The sequence below is a fragment of the Clostridium sp. OS1-26 genome (genome assembly GCF_030915445.1).
Taxonomy (GTDB): domain Bacteria; phylum Bacillota; class Clostridia; order Clostridiales; family Clostridiaceae; genus Clostridium_AM.
In genome coordinates, this window is the sequence record NZ_CP133264.1 from 4,199,749 (window position 1) to 4,220,517 (window position 20,769).

At 31.0% G+C, this 20,769-nt stretch carries 17 protein-coding genes, 1 riboswitch and 1 other annotated feature; of the genes, 14 read left to right on the forward strand and 3 right to left on the reverse strand.

Translation table 11 applies throughout. The features are described from left to right. Nucleotides 1-52 precede the first annotated feature (52 nt). The 3 genes from RCG18_RS20810 to RCG18_RS20820 all read left to right on the forward strand — a co-directional run bounded on the left by RCG18_RS20810 (nucleotide 53) and on the right by RCG18_RS20820 (nucleotide 5,704). Nucleotides 53-2,173, forward strand: coding sequence for a sensor histidine kinase (locus RCG18_RS20810; protein WP_308037929.1), 2,121 nt, complete (start codon nucleotides 53-55; stop codon nucleotides 2,171-2,173). Further along, a complete protein-coding gene (locus RCG18_RS20815; protein WP_308037930.1) occupies nucleotides 2,170-3,726 on the forward strand; it encodes an HD domain-containing phosphohydrolase in 1,557 nt (518 codons plus the stop codon). The genes RCG18_RS20810 and RCG18_RS20815 overlap by 4 nt, the downstream gene beginning before the upstream one ends. A gap of 523 nt (nucleotides 3,727-4,249) precedes the next feature. After that, the gene (locus RCG18_RS20820) at nucleotides 4,250-5,704 is read left to right on the forward strand and encodes an MFS transporter (RefSeq protein ID WP_308037931.1); all 1,455 of its coding nucleotides are present in this window, start codon (nucleotides 4,250-4,252) and stop codon (nucleotides 5,702-5,704) included. A 91-nt stretch (nucleotides 5,705-5,795) separates the two neighbouring features. Here RCG18_RS20820 and modA read toward each other — a convergent pair whose 3' ends face one another. The 3 genes from modA to modB all read right to left on the reverse strand — a co-directional run bounded on the left by modA (nucleotide 5,796) and on the right by modB (nucleotide 8,029). After that, a complete protein-coding gene (gene modA / locus RCG18_RS20825; RefSeq protein ID WP_308037932.1) occupies nucleotides 5,796-6,578 on the reverse strand; it encodes a molybdate ABC transporter substrate-binding protein in 783 nt (260 codons plus the stop codon). A 103-nt stretch (nucleotides 6,579-6,681) separates the two neighbouring features. Further along, nucleotides 6,682-7,347 (reverse strand): ATP-binding cassette domain-containing protein, encoded by a 666-nt coding sequence (locus tag RCG18_RS20830; RefSeq protein WP_308037933.1) that lies wholly within the window; start codon nucleotides 7,345-7,347, stop codon nucleotides 6,682-6,684. Nucleotides 7,348-7,366: 19 nt separating this feature from the next. Beyond that, entirely contained in the window at nucleotides 7,367-8,029 is a 663-nt protein-coding gene (modB, locus tag RCG18_RS20835; protein ID WP_308037934.1) for a molybdate ABC transporter permease subunit, read from the reverse strand. A gap of 230 nt (nucleotides 8,030-8,259) precedes the next feature. Here modB and RCG18_RS20840 point away from each other — a divergent pair, with 230 nt between their 5' ends. The 11 genes from RCG18_RS20840 to cysD all read left to right on the forward strand — a co-directional run bounded on the left by RCG18_RS20840 (nucleotide 8,260) and on the right by cysD (nucleotide 20,735). Continuing rightward, a complete protein-coding gene (locus RCG18_RS20840) occupies nucleotides 8,260-9,306 on the forward strand; it encodes an XdhC family aldehyde oxidoreductase maturation factor (RefSeq protein WP_308037935.1) in 1,047 nt (348 codons plus the stop codon). A 30-nt stretch (nucleotides 9,307-9,336) separates the two neighbouring features. Next, nucleotides 9,337-11,214: a sigma 54-interacting transcriptional regulator gene (locus tag RCG18_RS20845; RefSeq protein WP_308037936.1), complete on the forward strand. Its 1,878-nt coding sequence runs from the start codon at nucleotides 9,337-9,339 to the stop codon at nucleotides 11,212-11,214. A gap of 141 nt (nucleotides 11,215-11,355) precedes the next feature. After that, nucleotides 11,356-11,591 (forward strand) — a binding site (T-box leader). 94 nt (nucleotides 11,592-11,685) lie between these two features. Then, a riboswitch (SAM riboswitch) is annotated at nucleotides 11,686-11,786 on the forward strand. Between the two features lie 342 nt (nucleotides 11,787-12,128). Further along, complete coding sequence (locus RCG18_RS20850) at nucleotides 12,129-13,751, forward strand: nitrite/sulfite reductase (protein ID WP_308037937.1); 1,623 nt, start codon at nucleotides 12,129-12,131, stop codon at nucleotides 13,749-13,751. 23 nt (nucleotides 13,752-13,774) lie between these two features. Continuing rightward, the gene (cysC, locus tag RCG18_RS20855) at nucleotides 13,775-14,383 is read left to right on the forward strand and encodes an adenylyl-sulfate kinase (protein WP_308037938.1); all 609 of its coding nucleotides are present in this window, start codon (nucleotides 13,775-13,777) and stop codon (nucleotides 14,381-14,383) included. A gap of 26 nt (nucleotides 14,384-14,409) precedes the next feature. After that, nucleotides 14,410-15,453, forward strand: coding sequence for an aliphatic sulfonate ABC transporter substrate-binding protein (locus RCG18_RS20860; RefSeq protein WP_308037939.1), 1,044 nt, complete (start codon nucleotides 14,410-14,412; stop codon nucleotides 15,451-15,453). 16 nt (nucleotides 15,454-15,469) lie between these two features. After that, entirely contained in the window at nucleotides 15,470-16,309 is an 840-nt protein-coding gene (locus RCG18_RS20865; protein WP_308037940.1) for an ABC transporter ATP-binding protein, read from the forward strand. Beyond that, entirely contained in the window at nucleotides 16,242-17,018 is a 777-nt protein-coding gene (locus RCG18_RS20870; protein ID WP_308042070.1) for an ABC transporter permease, read from the forward strand. The genes RCG18_RS20865 and RCG18_RS20870 overlap by 68 nt, the downstream gene beginning before the upstream one ends. A gap of 20 nt (nucleotides 17,019-17,038) precedes the next feature. Further along, on the forward strand, nucleotides 17,039-18,721 hold the full coding sequence (locus tag RCG18_RS20875) for an adenylyl-sulfate reductase subunit alpha (RefSeq protein ID WP_374118942.1): 1,683 nt from the start codon (nucleotides 17,039-17,041) through the stop codon (nucleotides 18,719-18,721). Beyond that, entirely contained in the window at nucleotides 18,711-19,025 is a 315-nt protein-coding gene (locus RCG18_RS20880) for a ferredoxin family protein (RefSeq protein ID WP_308037942.1), read from the forward strand. The genes RCG18_RS20875 and RCG18_RS20880 overlap by 11 nt, the downstream gene beginning before the upstream one ends. A gap of 18 nt (nucleotides 19,026-19,043) precedes the next feature. Further along, complete coding sequence (gene cysQ, locus RCG18_RS20885) at nucleotides 19,044-19,823, forward strand: 3'(2'),5'-bisphosphate nucleotidase CysQ (protein ID WP_308037943.1); 780 nt, start codon at nucleotides 19,044-19,046, stop codon at nucleotides 19,821-19,823. A 30-nt stretch (nucleotides 19,824-19,853) separates the two neighbouring features. Beyond that, nucleotides 19,854-20,735, forward strand: a complete 882-nt coding sequence (cysD, locus tag RCG18_RS20890) for a sulfate adenylyltransferase subunit CysD (protein ID WP_308037944.1) — start codon at nucleotides 19,854-19,856, stop codon at nucleotides 20,733-20,735. The last annotated feature ends 34 nt before the right edge of the window (nucleotides 20,736-20,769 follow it).

Below are 20,769 nucleotides of genomic sequence, written 5' to 3' on the forward strand. Positions count from 1 at the left end.
ACTCATGAAATATTATAATCAATATTTCAAAAGATTGGTAGAGGTGATAATTATGAGAAAAAGAATGGTTTCGTTAAAAACAGCTGTGATTATGCATTTTATATCTTTTATAATTATTATTCTATCTATTTTGGTTGTTTTGTGGAAAGCTGATTATAATTGGCTAGTGAAAGAGCAAGGGGATAAGGTTTTAAAAGCATTAAATGAAAATACTCAACAAAGCCTTAGGGATATGCTCAGCAAGCCACTTGAAATTAATCAATTATTTGCAGGAGGTATCTCTAGAGAAAAATACTTTAATGATGAAAACTTAAATAATATTGGGGATTACACAAAATATTTTTTAGAGAAAATAAAAAATCAAATACCCCAAATAACTGCTATAGGTTACGGTGATGAAAGAGGAAACTATGTTGGGTTTAGAGTTAATAATAATAATACATTAAATTTGATGCTTAAAAATAAAAAAACAGAAAATAAACTAAATATTTATAGCAAAGAAACTTTAGATAGTAGATTATCTGCATCCTATGAGGGCTATGACCCAAGGACTAGGCCTTGGTATATCCCAGTTAAGAAAACCCTTAATGAGCAGTGGTCAGATATTTATATTAATAATGATGAAAAAATGGAGGCAACTATCACTACTTTAGTACCTGTTTTTGATAATTCTAAAAATTTTAAAGGAGTTACAGGTATAGATATAAACCTCAGTAGTATAAATAAATTTTTAAAAGCTAATGAAACTAAAGGAACAGGAGTAATATATATTGTTGATAAAAATTGGAATCTAATTGCTCATTCTGGAGATGAAGCAGTTACGAAGATTACTCAAGAAAATCCAAATGCAAACAAAATGGTTAATGCCGCTAAAAATAAGAATGTTTTAATAAGCAAAACGGCAAAATATTTACAAGAAAACAGAATAGCTCAACATAAGACTATTCAAATAAACATAGAAAATGAACAGAATTTTGCATTAATTTCTCCGATGGAAGAGCCTCAGGGACTTGAGTGGAGGGTAGTTGTTGTTATACCAGAAAAAGATTTAATGGGCACAATAAGAGCTAGACAAAATATTACTATAGCTATTATTTTAATGATTACCATAATTGGAGCTTTAGCTGGTCTAGTTTTATTAAAAAGAATTATTAATCCAATATTGGAAAGTTCTGAGGCAGCATTTCAACTATCATCAGGAAATTGGGATGTAAAATTAGATACAGAAAAGATTCAATTTAATGAGATTTATGAATTATCAATGGCTTTTAATTATATGTCAGCGAATCTAAAAAAATCCTTTAATGAACTTGTTGAAGCTCAAGATGAAATCAAAAGGTTAAATGAAGCTGAAAAGCAATCATTAGAAAATTTAGTCTTAGAGAGAACCCAGGAATTAAGAATTGCTATGAAAGAATTGATTGATAAGGAAAAGTTAGCTTCATTAGGTAGTTTAGTTTCTGGTGTTGCTCATGAAATTAATACGCCTTTGGGTGTATCAGTATCTGCGGCATCATATTTGGAATCTATTAATAAGAAAAATTTAGCACTATTGTCTGAAGGCAAGATGACTAAGAAAAACTTTATCGAATATATAAACTCTATAGATGAAAGTTCAAAAATACTAAATGTAAACTTAAATAGGGCATCAGAATTAATCAAGAGCTTTAAAGCTATTGCTGTAAATCAAATTATAGAAGAAAAAACAAAGTTTAATTTATATGAATATATTCAAACTGTTTTGTTGAGTTTAAAACATGAATATAAAAACACTAATCATCAATTTATTATAAACTGTGATAAGGACTTGGTGATTAACAGTTATTCAGGAGCTTTTTCACAGGTAATTGTAAATCTAATTATGAATTCTCTCATTCATGGATTTAAAGATAAAAAAGATGGTACCATTAAAATAGATATAAATAAAAATGATGATAAACTTTCAATATTATATTCTGATAATGGATGTGGTATTTCAGAAGAAAATATTCAAAAAATATTTGACCCTTTTTTTACAACTAATAGAAATAAAGGTGGAAGTGGATTAGGTTTAAATGTAGTATATAATCTAATTACTGGACCATTAAATGGGAAAATAGTTTGCGAAAGTGTTGTTGGACAAGGTACTACTTTTAAAATTAACATAAGTCTAAGTCAAGGAGTGGAAAGATGAGTAAAATGTTAGAATCTAAAGATATTGAACTAGATTTTTTAAGCGATGAAGAGGAGATAAAGCCTCGATTATATGGCAAGTATAAGATTGTTATTGCAGATGATGATGAGGAAGTTCACACTGTAACAAAAATGATTCTTAAGGATTTTGAGTTTGAAGGTAAAACTTTAGAGTTTATTGATGCATATAACGGAAAGGAAACAAAGGAAATTTTACTAAACAACCCTAATACTGCGATTTTATTTTTGGACGTAGTAATGGAAGAACAAAATTCTGGGCTTGAGGTTGTGGAATATTTACGTAAAACGTTAAAAAATAAAATGACTAGAATTATTTTACGTACTGGACAACCAGGAGAGGCCCCAGAGGAGAAGGTAATCAAAGAATATGATATAAATGACTATCGTTTAAAGACAGAAATGACTGTTACAAGATTACACACAACTATGTATTCTGCATTAAGAAATTATAGAGATATGCTTCAAATCGATAAAAATCGCAGAGGCTTAGAAAAAATTATTGAAACCAGTGCAAATTTATTTAAGCACAATACTCTAGATCAATTTTTAAGTAACATTTTAAGTCAATTGTCTTGTTTTTATCAGGATGATGCTGAAATATTATATATTCGTGAAGCTCCAAACAAACTATCTCATGGTTTTGTAACTCTTGATAAGAGTAATATACCTACAATTGCATCCGCTACTGGAAAATATACCGAATATATTGGTAAAAATATAGAAGATATTTTTGAATTAGAATATATTTCGAAGTGGATAAAAGAAGGTTTACATGAAAATGGAAAAATTCATTTTATTGGTGATGGTTTTATTATTAAAAATAGTGGCGAGAATAATTTGAACAATTATATATTCATTGAAGGGGATTCAGAATTATATGATTTTGAACTAATAAACTTATTTTTAGCAAACTATTCTGTAGCTTTAAATAACTACATACTAAATACTATGCTTTTAAACACACAGAGGGAAATTATTACAACTCTAGGGGAAGTTGTTGAAAACCACTTTGAGGATACTGCTGGACATGTTAAAAGAATTTCTGAGATGATGTACAAATTTGCATTATATAATGGTTTTTCTTCTTCTGAAGCAGAAGTATTAAAAATTGCCAGCACTATGCATGACATTGGTAAAATAGCTATACCTGATGCTATTTTGAAAAAAAGAGGAAGATTGACAGATGAGGAGTTTGAAGTAATTAAAGAACATACTATTTTTGGAAATAAAATTCTTAATAAATCAGAACTGGATATTTTCAGAATAGCTGCAGAAATTGCATTAAATCATCATGAAAAATATAATGGAACAGGATATCCTAATAATCTGTTTGAGAAGGATATTCCACTAAGTTCTAGAATGATGGCAATAATAGATGTTTTTGATGCAATGACGCACAAAAGAGTTTACAAAGAAGCAATAAGTATTGAAGAAACATTAGAACATCTTAAAAACCAAAAAGGGTCACATTTTGATCCAAAACTTATAGATATATTCCTAGAAAATTTAAATAATATATTGGACGATATATAAAAAATAGAGAATATTTTATATATAAACGAAGAAAAAATTTCAAACATTTAAATATATAGCACTATAAACAGGATTCTAAGCTTCAGGTGGAGTTTTGTCTACGACCACTGGGCAATTCTGCCCGTTAAATGCCATTTAGGCATTTAACCTCCATCTGAAGCTTAGAATCCGTTATCCAGGGGCGTAACGCCACTTATCCCAAACTTTAAGAAAAGCAGAGAGCCCAAATCTTTGATTTGGTGTGAATCGCTTTCACAGAGTGCAAGCAGAGAGCCCAAATCTTAAGTAGATATCCCAAATCTGTGATTTGGTGATAGTCACTTACATAGAGTGCTGATTTGGTGCGAATTGCTTTCACAGAGCGCGTTGGGATGTTAGTGATAATAGACATCGGATAAAAATAATTAAGCTATAAATAGGGTAAAATATCAATAGAAAAGCCTATATATAGCATAGTTAAATAAAATACTATATAAAGTTAGTTAGAAAACTTTTTACTAGTGAGGTGAGCATATAGTTTAATATGATTAAAGAAAAATTGAACTGTGAAGATGAAAAACAAAAAATATATAAAAGAAGATGGATTATCTTAACGGTAGTTTTATTAGGTACCCTTATGGCTACATTAGATAGCAGCATTGTAAATGTAGCGCTCCCAGATATGTCTTCTAAGCTTTCTGTTGGATTAGATGAAATACAGTGGGTTGTTACCAGCTATTTAATTGTTGTTTCAGCTTTTGTGTTGATTTTTGGAAGAGTGGCAGATATCATAGGAAAAAGCAAAGTTTATCAATATGGCTTTTTAATATTTACAATTGGATCATTATTGTGTGGACTATCAGGAACTATAAGGTTTTTAATTTTTTCTAGGATTATTCAGGCTATTGGTGCTGCTATGACTATGTCATCGAACCAAGGTATAATTGCAGCAACATTTCCTCCAAATGAAAGAGGAAGAGCATTGGGACTTTCCGCAACTACAGTTGCTGTAGGTACAATGCTTGGACCTCCTGTGGGAGGAATTATGGTAGAACTTTTTAACTGGCAGTCTATATTTTTAATAAATATACCAATAGGGATAATTGGATATTTAGCAGGAAGAAAAATACTGCCTATAGAGGAAAAATATCAAGGACCTGTAGACTTTGATTTAAAAGGTTCAATTATATTTATAATTTTTGTTGTATCACTGTTTTGGGCTATGCTAAGTGGAGAAAGTTTAGGATGGAGAAATTACAAAATTATAGGGAGTTTTATAATAAGTATTGTTGCTTTAGTTTCTTTTTACTTTGTGGAAAAGAAGCTGGAGCAGCCGATGCTTGATTTCAAAATGTTTCATAATAAGTTATTTAATTTAAGCATATTTTGTGCCTTTGTTTCTTTTGTGGCAATATTTTGTAATAATATAATTCATCCATTTTATCTTGAATATATAATGAATATTAGTCCGGGAAAAGCAGGTATACTAATGATGATCTTTCCAATAAGTGCAGGTATCATTGCACCTATAAGTGGTTATCTCTCAGACAAAATAGGCAGTGAGCTTCTTACTATTTTAGGCTTGTTTGCAACAACAGTTGGTCTTCTTTTAGTAGGATTTTTAAATACAACTTCTACCTATTTTGATATATTGATTAGAGTTGCAGTATTAGGATTAGGAAACGGATTATTTCAATCACCTAATAATTCTATTGTTATGTCTCTTGTACCTCGTGATAAGCTTGGGATAGCAGGAAGCGTTAATGCTCTAGTAAGAAATATGGGAATGGTTTTTGGAATAGCTTTTTCAGTAGCTTTGCTTTACAACAGAATGAGTGCCAAGATAGGGTATAATGTAACCAGTTTTGTACCAGGAAGACATGATGTATTTATATATGCTATGAATGTTGTATATATAGCGGCGGCTTCAATTTGTGCCATTGGGATGGTATTAACTATTATAAGAATGATTAAAAGAAAAAGGCTTAGCAATAAATAAAATTATAAAATATATTAGAAAAGAGCCTTAAATAGGGCTCTTTTCTTTATAATTATAACATTAATAATAAAATTATTTATTTTTGCAAATTTTAACTTACTGTTTCAAAACCATATTTTTTAAACGTAGCTTTGGCATCCTCTGAGTTTAAGTATTCTAAGAATTTCTTAGCTTCATCTTTATTTTTGCTGGAGGATATAACAGCTTCGGGATATAATATTGGTTTATGTAGTTTTTCATCAAAAATCTGAACTATTGAGCAATTTTTTAAACTTATAGTATCAGAATTATAAACTATGCCAGCAGCAGCTTCACCTTTTTCAACATAAGTTGCTACTTGAGTTACATCCTTACCATAAACTATTTTTGAACTGATTTTATCCCACTGATTTAAGCTTGTAAGTGTCTCTTTAGCATATTGACCTGCAGGAACAGAGGCAGGTTCTCCTACAGATATTTTAACATCATTATTTATTACGTCATTAATGCTCTTAATTTTATCTTTATAATCATTGGAAACTATTAGAACTAGCTTATTTTTCAATAGATTTTTCTTAGTGTCCTTATCTATTAAGTTTTTAGCGTTTAAATCATCCATTTGCTTCATGCCAGCGGAAATGAAAATATCCACAGAAGCTCCTTGCTCTATTTGTTTTTGTAAGGTTCCAGAAGAACCAAAATTTAATGTAAGTTTCACATTATTCTTTTGCTCATATTTTGGTTTGAGTTCGTTTAAAGCGTCTTTTAAGCTAGCAGCTGCAGAAATAGTAATATTTTTTTCAGGACTTTTATTAGTTTCATTAGCTGTTTTACCGCAAGCTGTAAAGGAAATTAGTGATAAAACTGCCATTGCAGAAATTAATATTTTTTTCAATATAAGTTCCTCCTTAAAGTTATCAATTTAATAAAATAACGTATTTTAATAGAAATAAAATTTCAGTTAATTAAAAGCATCGATGCGTAAAATATATATTTAATTACATAATTATGTTACGTTTTGGAATTTTCACGCCCCAAATATTACCAGACTCAATATTTATTATTCTATCTCCTAATAAACGAGCTTCCTCTGGATTATGAGTAACTAGTATAATATCAATTTTCCATAACTTCTTTAATTGAAGAAATTCTTTATACACAGAATTTTTAGTGTTCACATCTAAAGCAGAAAAAGGTTCATCTAAAAGCAGCATTTCAGGTTTTACTGCCAGTGCTCTTGCTAAAGCAGCTCTTTGTTTTTCACCACCAGAGATTTGATTTGGGTATCTATCTTCAAGATGACAAATATTAAATACATTCAGCAAATAATCTATGTAGTCAGAATCTTTTAGTTTTTTGCATTTAGTTCCAAAGGATATATTTTGTTTTATAGTCATGTGAGGAAATAAAGCATAATTCTGAAAAACATATCCAATATTTCTATCTTTAATTTTCATATTTACTTTTTTATTAGAGGAGAAAATTGTCTTACCATTCATTGTTATAGCTCCCTCGTCAGGAGTTTTAGTTCCACATATACAATCTAGTATTGTTGTTTTCCCTGAGCCTGAAGGACCTTGAATAACAAGAACCTCTTTATCAATAGAAAAATTAACATCTAAATTAAAATAATTCATTTTTTTAAATAATTTAACGTCAATCATTTATCATTTCCACCTTAAACTAATTATTATTCTTTTTCTTTGTCCACATGTTTAGTCCATAAATTAAAGTAAAACTAAATATCAAGACAATAGTGAAAAGTATATTTGCAGTTTTATTATCTCCACCTTCAACTGCAAAATATATAGCTAGTGGAATTGTCTGTGTTTTGCCAGGAATGTTTCCGGCTACCATAAGTGTAGCTCCAAATTCTCCTAAAGCTCTGGCAAAAGAAAGAATTGTACCACTAAGTATTCCAGTATAAGCTAAGGGTAAAGTAACTTTAAAGAATACTCTAGCTTCACTGGCACCAAGAGTTCTAGCAGTATTTTCATATATCTTATCAACGCTCATGAAAGCTGCCTTACAACTTTGATACATTAATGGTAAAGAAACTATATAAGAAGCAATGCAAGCAGCTGCAGTAGTAAATATTAAATGTACTCCAAAGAGATTATAAAGAACTTCCCCAATAAAGCCTTTTTTCCCTAATAAAATTAGCAAGCCATATCCTGTTACAGAGGGAGGAAGTACCATTGGTAAAATTATTATAGCTTCTAATATATCCCTGCCTTTAAAATTGTACTTTGTAAGCACTCTTGCTAAGAAGACACCAGTAACTAATGTAAAAATTGTTGAAATTAAAGATACTTTTAAAGATATAATTAAAGGACTTAATATCATAAAAACGACCTACTTCTGTTTTAATTTAAATTGGTTGGGTTTTATAGATTTTGCACATATTTAGTTTAACTTACTAAATATTATATGTAAACAACTACAGTATTATAAAAAATGTTTAAATAATGCGCAATGTTCAAAAAATAATCATTAATTTAATTTTACTCATTGGACAATGTGACATAAATATTTTATAGTATAAATATAAAATGTTGTTATTAGAGGTGATATACATGTTTCAGATATATGATATAGCAAGTGAACTTATAGATAAAAGAGAAAGTTTTGTTTTAGCTACTATTTTAGATAAAAATGGCTCAGCTCCCCGTAGGAGAGGGTCTAAAATGATAATTAAAAAGGATTACTCGATTATAGGCACCATTGGTGGGGGTTTATTTGAAGCGCTTACAATTAAGTTGTCGAAAGAGGTGTTTCATAACAGAAAAGCTATAATTAAAAACCTTGATTTGTCAACTGAATGTGGTGGCTCTCTAGAAATTGTATGCGGTGGAGAATTAAAAGTATTAATGGAATATATTGATGCTGAGAATAATAATATTGCAGAAATATATAAGCAGTCAGCTAACTTAAGGAAACAGGGAAAAAATTTTTCAATAGTAACAAGAATAGAAAGTAAGGATGAAATTTTTCATAATAGCTGCAAGTGGATTTGCACTGAAGCTGATTTTTATGGGGAAGAAAGTGATGTAGTCCAGCCAGTATTTCAAAAAATTAGAGAAAATTTTAAGGAAGTAGCAATGCAAGTATTTATGGCAAATAACGAAAAATATCTGGTAGAACCTGTATTGAACTATGAAACAATATATCTTTTTGGTGCTGGGCACGTATCTCAAAAATTAGCAGAAGTTATGAAAATCTTAGATTTTAAAGTTGTAGTCTTAGATGACAGGAGAGAATTTGCTAATAAAGAAAGATTTAAAACTGCAGATAAAATCATTATACTTTCTAACTTCGACGACATTTTAAAATATGTAGACATAAATGATCAAAGTTATGTAGTCATAATAACAAGAGGACATGCCTACGATAAAGATATTTTAGCACAAGCCTTAGAAACAGATGCTAAATATATAGGGATGATAGGAAGCAAGACAAAAAGAAGCTTTATCTACAGCCAGTTAAAAGATGAAGGATATACTCAGAAGGAATTAGATAGAGTATTTTGTCCTATAGGACTGGAAATTTCGGCGCAAACTCCAGAAGAAATAGCCATTAGTATAGCTGCGGAGTTGATAAAAATAAGAAGATGCAGCAAATAAAGTTAATACTTTGTAAAAGGAGTAATAAAAGTGATTAAAGAATCAGATATTAAAAATTCTCATGAAAGATGCAGAAATATTGGCATTGATACTGAACAAGTTTTTAGTAAAAAGATACTAGATGAAATAGAGCTTAATATTAAATATGTAATTAATAGAGAATTAATTGTAAATGTTTTGCCTTATGTAGAGGATTTGGTTAAATACTCAGAGTGTAATGAATTTTTTTATGTACTTACAGACTGTGATGGATGCATACTAAGCGTTATTGGTGATGATAAGATAGTTGCTGATATTTCTGATATGAAAATAATACCTGGTGCATATATGAATGAAGAAAATGTCGGAACAAACTCTATAAGTATGGCAATAAAAAATAGATGTCCTGCAATGATTTCATCATCAGAACACTTTATTAAAGCTTATAGTAAATGGACATCATTTGCTGCTCCTATAAAAGATAACAATGGTTTAATAATAGGAATTCTAAGCATTGTGGGGAGTTCAATGCAGTTTCATCCTCATACCATAGGTATGATTATGTCTTCATGCAGATCTATTGAGAAAATGATTGAGATTCAAAGATTAAACAAGATTCAATACGTAATAGATAAACGCACAAAAACAGTTTTTGATGCAATCCCAAAAGCTTTAATTATATCTGATATAGAGGGAAAAGTAAGAACTTATAATAAAAAAGCTTTAGAAATATTCAGAGCTACAGGGGAGGAATTAAAATCATTAAAGGTTAAGGAGGTTGTGAAGGACTGGGATAACATAATAAAAGAAATATACTTAAGTAAAAGTGTTTCAATGGAAGTAAGTATATTAAATAATTCTAAATATAGGTTAATGGCAAAGCCAATATATAATACAGAAGACAACATAATTGAGATAGTATACATTTTTGAAGAGTTGAGCAAAAGCAGAAATTTTAGTGACAAATTCAAAAACTATCAAGCTTTTTATACCTTTGATAAAATAATTAGCGAAGACGAGAGTATTACTAGTACAATTGAATATGCTAAAAAGATATCTAATAATAAAGGAACAGTACTTATTACAGGAGAAAATGGAACAGGTAAAAATTTATTTGCGGAATGTATTCACAACTACAGTAGTAGAATGGATGGTCCTTTTGTAAAAGTAAATTGTAGCTCAATTCTCAAACCACTTATTGAATCAGAGCTCTTTGGATATGAATATGAAGATACAGTAAGTGGCAAAAAGGAAGTTAATCCAGGAAAGCTTGAACTAGCTGATGGTGGTACTATATTTATTGAAGAGGTAGGAGATTTATCAATAAATGCTCAAACAAAAATACTTAAAATGATTCAGGAAGGTATTATAACTAGAGTTGGCAGCAATATACCTATACCAGTAGACGTAAGAATTATAGCAGCAAGCAGTAAAAATTTAAAGGAAGAAGTTGAAAAAGGAAATTTAAGAAAAGATCTATTTTATCGTTTAAATGTTCTGCCTATTTATCTTCTACCACTTAGGAGCAGGAAAAAGGATATATCTGTTCTTATTGAACATTTTATGAAGATAGAATCTCAAAAATGCAATAAGAATAATATTATTATACCTCAAGAATATATGATGAAAATGCTTAGTTATAATTGGCCAGATAACGTTGAAGAATTAAAAAATATAGTTAAACTTATTGTAGATACGGAAATGATGCCAATAGACTATTTTAACGAAAAAAATTGTGAAATAGTAAAACTATTAGATTTAAATAAAGAGCATTTAAAGTTTGACTATATAGAAAAACAGCATATTTTAAAGGTTTTAAAAATATTTAAAGGTAATATTACCCACGCTGCAGAAATACTTGGAATGCAGCGGAACACTCTATATAATAAAATAAAAAAGCATGAGATTAGCATATCCAATTTAGACTAATAAATCTTTTAAGTGAATTTTAGAATATAGAGTTAAAAGACCGAAAATTAGCATAATTTGATATAAAAAATATATTGATTTTTATTAAAGTATCATTTATAATCTAATTAAAATCCAATTAAGCATATTGGAATTATAAGAATAAATGCTGTGAATAGGAAAAGTAAGTTATATGGATCAGACAGAGAGAGGCTCCTTGGTTGAGAGAGCTTTATGTGCAAATATATCTGAAGTGCCCCTATGAGCATAAAACCGAAATTAGTAGGCTTTTACGGAATCTCCCGTTACAGAGATATGGTATGTCAGTATCAGAATAAAGATGGACATTTTTTGTCTAACCAGAGTGGGACCGCGGAAGTTAACCTTCTGCCTCTGAATTTTTTCAGAGGCAGAGGGTTTTTTTATTACTTAAAAGTAAGTATTGACAGATAAGTATTATTAAATTATACTATGGCTTAGATAATTTAATAATATTTATCAAGAGTGGACGAGAGATTGGCTTGATGACTCCACAGCAACCTGCTAGTGTAAGGTGCTAATACCAACAAAGCAAAAGCTTTGGGTGATAAAGATTGGTTGGTTTGTACAAAACCTCTTTATGCGTCTAAGGCATAAGGAGGTTTTTTATTTTAAATAAAAAAATTTATAAAACAATTTTAAAGGAGGAATTAAAATTGCAGTGCAAAGAAAAAAGTATCAGAAAAAATACTATAGTGGGAGATTTACTAACTCCTATAAAATCTTTAAAAATTAGTTATAGTAATCTAATAAGGAAGTTAAATAATTATTTTTATAAACAAGTAATTATTTAACTTGCTGCTTAACCAATAGGTAAGGATATGTAATATAGAAGAGTAAAGATATCCAGCAGCAGCCATTTTACAGAAATAGAAAGAGATTTGGAGGCACTAAGTATGGAAACTTTAGAAAGAATAAAACAGGAAATTAAATTTTATAAAAGCAAGATAACTGATTATAAAAATGGCAATATTGATCCTAATATTAAAGGCATAAGATCTGTTATGGGCGTTTATGCAGAGCGAGAGAAAGAAAAATATATGCTTAGAATAAAAACTCCTGCTGGTATAATTACTGCTGATCAGCTTCAGGCTGTAAGCAAAATTGCTGATAAGTACTCCCATGGGAAAATACATTTTACAACAAGACAGGATATCCAATTTCATGCAGTAGAATTAGAAAATACGGCAAACATTATGGAGGAGCTTTTAGAGATAGGGATAAATTCCTTAGGAGCAGGTGGAAATTCAGCAAGAAATGTGGCATGTTCACCGCTTGCAGGTGTAGATAAAGATGAAATTTTTGATGTTACTCCCTATGCCGTGGAGACTGCAGAGCATTTATTAAAAGATCCGTCAACAATTAAACTACCAAGAAAATATAAAGTTTCATTTTCAAACAACAATTTTGATACTGCTTATGCTACAATAGCAGACTTAGGATTTGTTGCAAAAGTTAAGGATGGTAAAAAAGGATTCGAAGTCTATGGAGCAGGGGGATTAGGAGGTTCATCTACAGCATCATTAAAAATAGAGGACTTCATTGATGAAAAAGATGTTCTCTACTATGTTCAAGCAATGAAGGAACTTTTTGAAGCTGAAGGAGATAGAGAAAACAGAAGTAAAGCAAGAATAAGATTTATTCGCTATAGACTAGGTGAAGATAAATTTAAAGAACTGCTCAAATATTATGTGAATAAAGCTAAAGATCAATTAAATCTAAATTTAATTATAAAAGAAGTAAATAAAGAATATGAACATGAGGATGGTAATCCTAGTATATCAAGCAGGTTAGTCATAGAACAAAAGCAAAAGGGATATTATTCAGTTTATATTCATCCTAAAAATGGATACATTACAACAGAGAATTTAAATAAAGTATTAAATTATATTAGAGATTTAAGGTACGACACTTCTATAAGGCTTACAAATACTCAAGGCCTTTATATAAGAGATATAAAGGGTAAGGATGTAGATAAGCTGTTAGAAATTGTGTATTCATTTGCAACACAATTAGAAATAGAAAGCACTATATCTTGTGTAGGAGTAACAGTTTGTGGAACTGGCCTATGCAATTCTCAAGGTCTATCAAATGCAATATATGAGAGATTTTTAAATGTACCTGAAGACATAAAGAAACTTTTACCTAAGATATTTATTTCAGGATGTCCTAACTCCTGCGGACAGCACCAGATTGGACAAATAGGATTTACAGGCAAAGCTGTCAGAGGTGAAGAAGGAATGGTTCCATCATATAAACTTTATTGCGGTGGCACTTTAGGAGTTGACAAAACTAAACTAGGTGAAGCAAAAGGAGAAATTCCTGCCAAGAAGGTTCCAGAATTTTTATATGAATTAGCACTTCTAGCTTATGAATATAAAAATGAGAATTTTGATGGGTTCATAAAAGAGCAGTGGATAAAGGTAGAGGAACTGATCAGGAAGTTTGAAATTATAGATAGGGACTCAAAGCTTTATTATGATTTTAATTCCGATGTCAAGTTTTTATCTAAAAAATAATTTAGTTAGGAAGCAGGGTTTTTATGAAAACAAATAAGTCTAATAATATAGTGTGGCATAGTTTAAGTATTGAAAGAGAGCATAGAGAAGAGCTGTTAAATCAAAAAGGTTTATTAATCTGGTTTACCGGACTCTCTGGCTCAGGCAAATCAACTATTGCTGATGCTTTAAATAAAGAATTGTATAGAAGAAGCTATCTGACTTATATGCTTGATGGTGATAACTTAAGGCATAGGTTAAATGCTGATTTAGGTTTTTCTAGAGAAGATAGAATAGAAAATATTAGAAGAGTAAGAGAGCTCTCAGGGCTCTTTGTAGATGCAGGTATTATAACAATCACAACCTTTATATCACCTTTTAAGGAAGATAGACAAAAGGTAAGAGATTTAGTAAAGGATAGATTTATAGAGGTTTTTATAGATTGCGACTTGGAGATATGTAAGCAAAGGGATCCTAAAGGCTTATATAAAAAAGCAAGAGAAGGAAAAATAAAGGATTTTACTGGTATAGATTCAGTATATGAAAAACCAGAAAATGCAGAGATAACAATATACTCACATAAGCAATCTATAGATGAATGTGTAAAAAAAATAATAGCATACTTAGAGGATAATAAGTATCTCATAAAGTAAAAATTAATTTTATAGGGGGATAAAAAATGAAACTTAAAAATATAGGTATTTATCTTATAGCTATTATTGCAGCTGTAAGTTTTATAGGATGTTCTTCAGATAAGAGTAGCAATAAGAACAGTGGTGAAAATACAAAAATCAGAGTTGGATTTTTCCCTAATATAACACACTCACAAGCACTGGTTGGTAAAAATCAAGGACAATTTCAAAAATTATTAGGAGATAAATATCCTATTGAATGGAAACAATTTAATGCAGGTCCAGCGGAAATTGAGGCCCTTCTTGCTGGAGAATTAGACATGGGATATATAGGACCGGGTCCTGCTATAAATGGATATACAAAATCTAAAGGTGAAATACAGATTGTTGGAGGAGCATCAGATGCAGGAGCAGTGTTAGTTGCTAGAAAAGATGCTGATATTAAAGAAGTTAAAGACCTACAAGGAAAAAAAGTGGCTATTCCTCAGTTTGGAAATACTCAAGATTTATCATTAAGAGCGTTATTGAAAGAAAATGAACTTAAGGATAAAACAAAAGGTGGAACTGTTGAAATAGTTCAAGCTGAAAATCCAGATATAAAAACTTTATTAGATCAAAGCAGAATTGATGCTGCCTTAGTTCCAGAACCATGGGGTTCAAGGCTTGAAAAAGAGATAGGAGCCAAATTAGTTCTTGACTACAATAAGGTTTGGAGAGAAGGACAGTATTCAACAGCAGTTATTGTGGCAAGAAAGGACTTTATAAAAAAGCATCCAGAGGTAGTTGAAAAGTTTTTAAAGGCTCATATTGATATAACAGATTATATAAATAAAGACAATGAAGGCGCAAAAAGTGCTATAAATGATGAACTTAGCAAATTAACAAAAAAGCCTCTTCCAAAAGAAGTTTTGGATAGTTCCTTTAAAAGAGTTGTAGTAACTAATAATCCAGAAATAAAATCTATTGAGGAAATGGTAGACTTGTCAGTTGACGTTGGATTCTTAAGAGAAAAACCAGATTTAAAGAATTTATTTAGCCTAGATATACTAAATAAAGTTCTTAAGGAAAATGGAAAGCAGGAAATAAAATAAGAAAGAGGTAGTTAATTTGAGTTTAGTAATTGAAGGGGTTAACAAAAAGTTTATATCAAAGCACAAGGAAACCTATACTTTAGATAATATAAATCTTTCCTTTAAAAAGGGTGAGTTCATTTGTCTTCTTGGACCTTCAGGCTGTGGAAAGTCTACACTTTTAAATATAATCGCAGGCCTTGAAACTCCAAGCGAGGGGAAGATATATTTAAATGAAAAAGAAATAAATGGAGTAGGTGTTGATAGAGCTGTTATGTTTCAAGAATCTGCTTTATTTCCTTGGCTGAAAGTTATAGATAATGTAGAGTTTGGAATGAAGATGAAGGGAATTCCAAAGAAGGAGAGAAGAGAAAAAGCTCTTCACTATCTTAAAATGGTACATTTAGCAAAATTCCAAAACTCATTTATTCATGAACTTTCCGGTGGAATGAGACAAAGAGTTGCTTTAGCAAGAGCCTTAACCTTAGACTCAGAGGTGCTTTTAATGGATGAACCTTTTGCTGCTCTTGATAGTCAGACAAAAAGCATCCTGCAGTCAGAACTTCAGAAGGTTTGGTGGGAGACAAAGAAAACAATTATATTTGTCACTCATAATGTAGAAGAAGCAGTGCTTTTGGGAGATAGAGTAATTGTAATGTCCACAAATCCAGGAAAGGTAAAAAAAGAGTTTAAGATAGAGCTTGGAAGACCAAGAAATATAGAGAATGTAGATTTAGCATATATTACTGCGCAAGTAATGAAGGAGCTTAAAGAGGAGGTTGAAAAGGTTGCAAAAGCTGAATACGACAATGATTGGAGCATTGAAAAAAATAGCATTTTATATTCTTCTGATAGTGATATGGGAATTGGTATATAAAGTAGGGGTTGATGTACTTTTAATCTGGAAATCTTACACCTTTCCATCACCTATTGATGTGTTTAAAAGTCTTTATTTTTTAGCTATAGACAACACTCTTATGATTGCTGTATCAGCTAGCATGAAAAGGCTTATAGTAGGGTATTTGTTATCTGTTGTCATAGGCCTTTCCTTAGGATTGTTTATTGTTCGTTACAAATATATAGGAGAAAACATTAAAGCACTTCTACTAGGGCTTCAAACTCTGCCTAGTATTTGCTGGCTGCCTTTTGCCATACTTTGGTTTGGTTTAAGTGAAAAGACAATTATATTTGTAATAGCAATGGGATCTATTTTTGCAATTTCTATAGCAACAGAAGGCGCTATTAGTAATGTATATCCTTTATATATAAAAGCAGCAAAGACAATGGGGGCTAAAGGGCTTAAGCTCTACATGCATGTTGTAATTCCAGCATCTCTTCCTTCAATTGTTGCAGGAATGAAGCAGGGATGGTCTTTTGCTTGGAGAGCATTAATGGCTGGAGAAATGCTTGCTGTAACAAAGGGACTGGGTCAAGTACTAATGGTAGGAAGGGATCTTGCAGATATCAGTCAGGTAGTAGCGGTTATGATTGTAATTATAGTTATTGGCCTCTTACTAGATAATATTGTGTTTGGAAAGATAGAAGCAAACATAAGACAAAAATGGGGATTGGAAGTTAAGTTGTAAAGATGAAAGGGAGATATAAGTTGGATTTTAAAACAGAAGTACTAGAAACAGATGTTTTGGTAATTGGCGGAGGAACTGCGGGATGCTTTAACGCACTAACTATTACTGAAAAATCTGACTTGAAAGTTATAATTGCAGAAAAAGCAAATATTAAAAGAAGCGGATGCTTAGCTGCTGGAGTCAATGCTTTAAATGCATATATAGGCAAAGGAGAAAGTGAAGAATCTTTTGTTGAGTATGTAAAAAGAGATTCAGAAAATGTGATTCGTGAAGATTTAGTATACAGCATTGCCAAAAGGCTTAACAAAGTAACAAAAAAAGTTGAGGATTTAGGGCTTCCTATATTGAAAGATGATGAAGGTAACTATATTCAAAGAGATAAAAGAAGCATAAAAATCAATGGTGAAAATATTAAGCCAATCCTTGCTGCTGAAGTGAATAAAAAAGCTAACATTAAGGTTTTAAATAGAGTAAACATAATAGATTATCTAGTAAAAGATAAAGAAGTAATTGGTGCCATAGGGTTCTCAATCGATGAAAATGTTATTTATGCCATATACTCTAAGTTTGTTGTATGTGCAACCGGTGGTGCATCAGGACTTTATAAACCTAACAACCCTGGATTCTCCAAGCATAAGATGTGGTATAGTCCTTTCAATACAGGAGCAGGTTATGCTATGGGAATACGAGCAGGAGCGGAAATGACATCTTTTGAGATGAGATTCATAGCTTTAAGATGCAAAAATACAATAGCACCTACTGGAACAATAGCACAGGGAGTCAAAGTTGAACAAATAAATAAATATGGAGAACATTATGTTCAAAAATATGGGAAACCTACGACTCATATGAGACTATATGCAACTATCATGGAAAATTACAGAGAAAATGGGCCATGTTATTTAAATACAGAAGGTATATCAGAAGAGCTTGATAAGGAATTATTTAAAGCATATTTAAATATGGCACCTGCTCAAACACTAAAGTGGATAGAGAGAAATACAGCGCCATCACAAGAAAATGTTGAAATATATGGTACAGAACCTTATATAGTAGGTGGTCACACAGCTAGCGGCTACTGGGTTGATAATGATAGAAGGACAACACTTAAGGGGTTATATGCAATAGGTGATGTTGCTGGTGGAAGTCCTAAGAAATATGTAACAGGATGCTTTGCAGAAGGAGAAATAGCCGCAGAATCAATTATTAAGAATGGGAAGAGTGGAACATTAAAAACATTAGATCATGAGCAAATAAAGGATAAGCTAGAAAAAATAAATAAGTTTTTTTATAATAATGAAAGTTTATTTTCAATAAAAGAAGCTGAAGAAGCTATGCAAAACATAATGGACAAATATGCTGGTGGAATTTCCAAGGCATACAGATACAATTATAAAAGCTTAAAAATTGCCTTGAAAAAAATTGATGAACTAATGGCGTCTGCATATAAGCTAAAGGCAAGAGATTTGCATGAGTTGATGTTTATTTATGAAATAATTGATAGACTCTATGTTTGCAAGACAGTGATTGAGCATCTTAAGACGAGGAAGGAAACAAGATGGAGATGTTATCAGGAAAATGAAGATTATCCGAAAAAGGATGATGTAAACTGGCTTAAATATGTAAATTCTATTTATGAAAATGGAAAAGTAAAAATTATTTTTAGAGATTTAATTGAAAGGGATGAAACTTATGAGCATTAAAGTTGATAAGAACAAATGTGTTGGATGTGGTAAATGCATTAAGGTTTGTCCCGGAAACTTAATATATGGAGACGAAAACAAAAAAGCCTATATAAAATATGAAAATGAATGTTGGGGATGTACTGCTTGTCTGAAGGAATGCAGTACATCAGCAATAAGATATTTTTTAGGAGAAGATATAGGTGGTGCTGGAGGATCAATGACTGTAAAAAAGTGCGGAGACTTCTGGGAATGGAATATTACAGATTCAAAGGGAAAGATCCATATAGTAAAAATTAATACAAAGGAATCAAATAAATATTAATTAGAAAGTGAGAAGGTTATGGAGCTTAGCAATGAACTAAATGTGGCTATAGATGCAGCTATAAGAGCAGGAGAAAAAATAATGGAAATATATAATGGCTCTATAGAAGTTGAGTATAAAGAGAATAATACTCCCTTAACTGCAGCAGATAAACAAGCTAATGAGATAATTTTAGGTGAATTAATAAAACATTTTCCGGAGCACTCCATACTATCTGAAGAAAGAAAAGATACCAGAAGCAGATTAAAAGATGATTGGTGTTGGATAGTTGATCCTCTAGATGGTACTAAGGAATTCATTAAGAGAAATGGAGAATTTACAGTAAATATTGCTCTAACATATAAGCATAAATCAATTTTAGGAGTAATATATGTTCCGGTAACAAAGGAGATTTATTATGCTGTTAAAGGTTTTGGAGCTTATTTGCAATCAGAAGGTTTTATTAAGAAATTAGCGGTTTCAGATAAGAAAGAAAATTTAACATTAGTAGCAAGTAGATCACATACTTCAGAAAAATTGTCTAAATTAATAGAAGAAAATAAAGATAAGTTTAAAGAGGTAAAAAGTGCAGGAAGTTCACTAAAAGGCTGTTTAATAGCTAAAGGAGAAGCAGAGTTATATTACCGCTTTGGTCTTACTTCAGAATGGGATACTGCAGCTATGCAGTGCATAGTTGAAGAAGCTGGAGGTATTTTTAGACAGTTAGATTCAAGCGAAATGACATATAACAGAGAGAATACTCTGAATGAAAAAGGCTTTTATATTGTTAATGATAAAGAAAACATTTTTATAATTTAAACACAGAAATAGAAGCATGGAGGGATCGAGTTGAATCATTTAGATAAACTAGAAAATAAAAGTATTCATATATTAAGAGAAGCATATAGTGAATTTAAAAATCTTGGAATGTTATGGTCCATTGGAAAGGACAGTACAGTGCTATTGTGGCTTGCAAGAAAGGCATTTTTTGGACACGTCCCTATTCCTTTAGTTCATGTCGATACTCATTATAAAATAGCGGAGATGATAGAATACAGAGATAGGCTGGCTTTAGAATGGAAACTCGATATGATTTATGGAGAAAATAGAGAAGCTCTTGATAAGAAAGAAACATTCCCAGATGGTAATGTTACAAGATTAGAGTGCTGCAAAAGGCTTAAGACAGAGGCTTTAACTAATACTTTAAATGGAGAGTGGCCAAGATATAGATTGAATCATGACACAGGAAAATACGAAATAGATAAAAATACAGAAGCTTTTACAGGAATTATTGTAGGTGTAAGAGCTGATGAAGAAGGAAGTCGCTCTAAAGAGAGGTATTTTTCACCTAGAGACAAGAATAATGATTGGGATATAGCTGAACAACCACCGGAATTTTGGAATCAATACAAAACGGATTTTGTACTAGGAACTCATGTTAGAATTCATCCTCTTTTAGATTGGACAGAGCTTGATATATGGGAGTATATACAAAGAGAGAATATTCCTATAGTATCTTTATACTTTGATCAAGGCAACGGCAAAAGGTATCGTTCACTCGGATGTTGGCCTTGCACTAATCCAGTAGAATCAACCTCAAAAACTGTAGAGGAAATAGTTGAAGAACTTAAAACCGGTAAATTTGCTAATATCGCTGAAAGATCTGGCAGAGCTCAGGATAAAGAAGATGGCGGCGGTTTAGAAGAACTTAGAAAGAATGGCTATATGTAAAGTAGTTAAGAAGGCAGCTATAGAAATGGAGGAA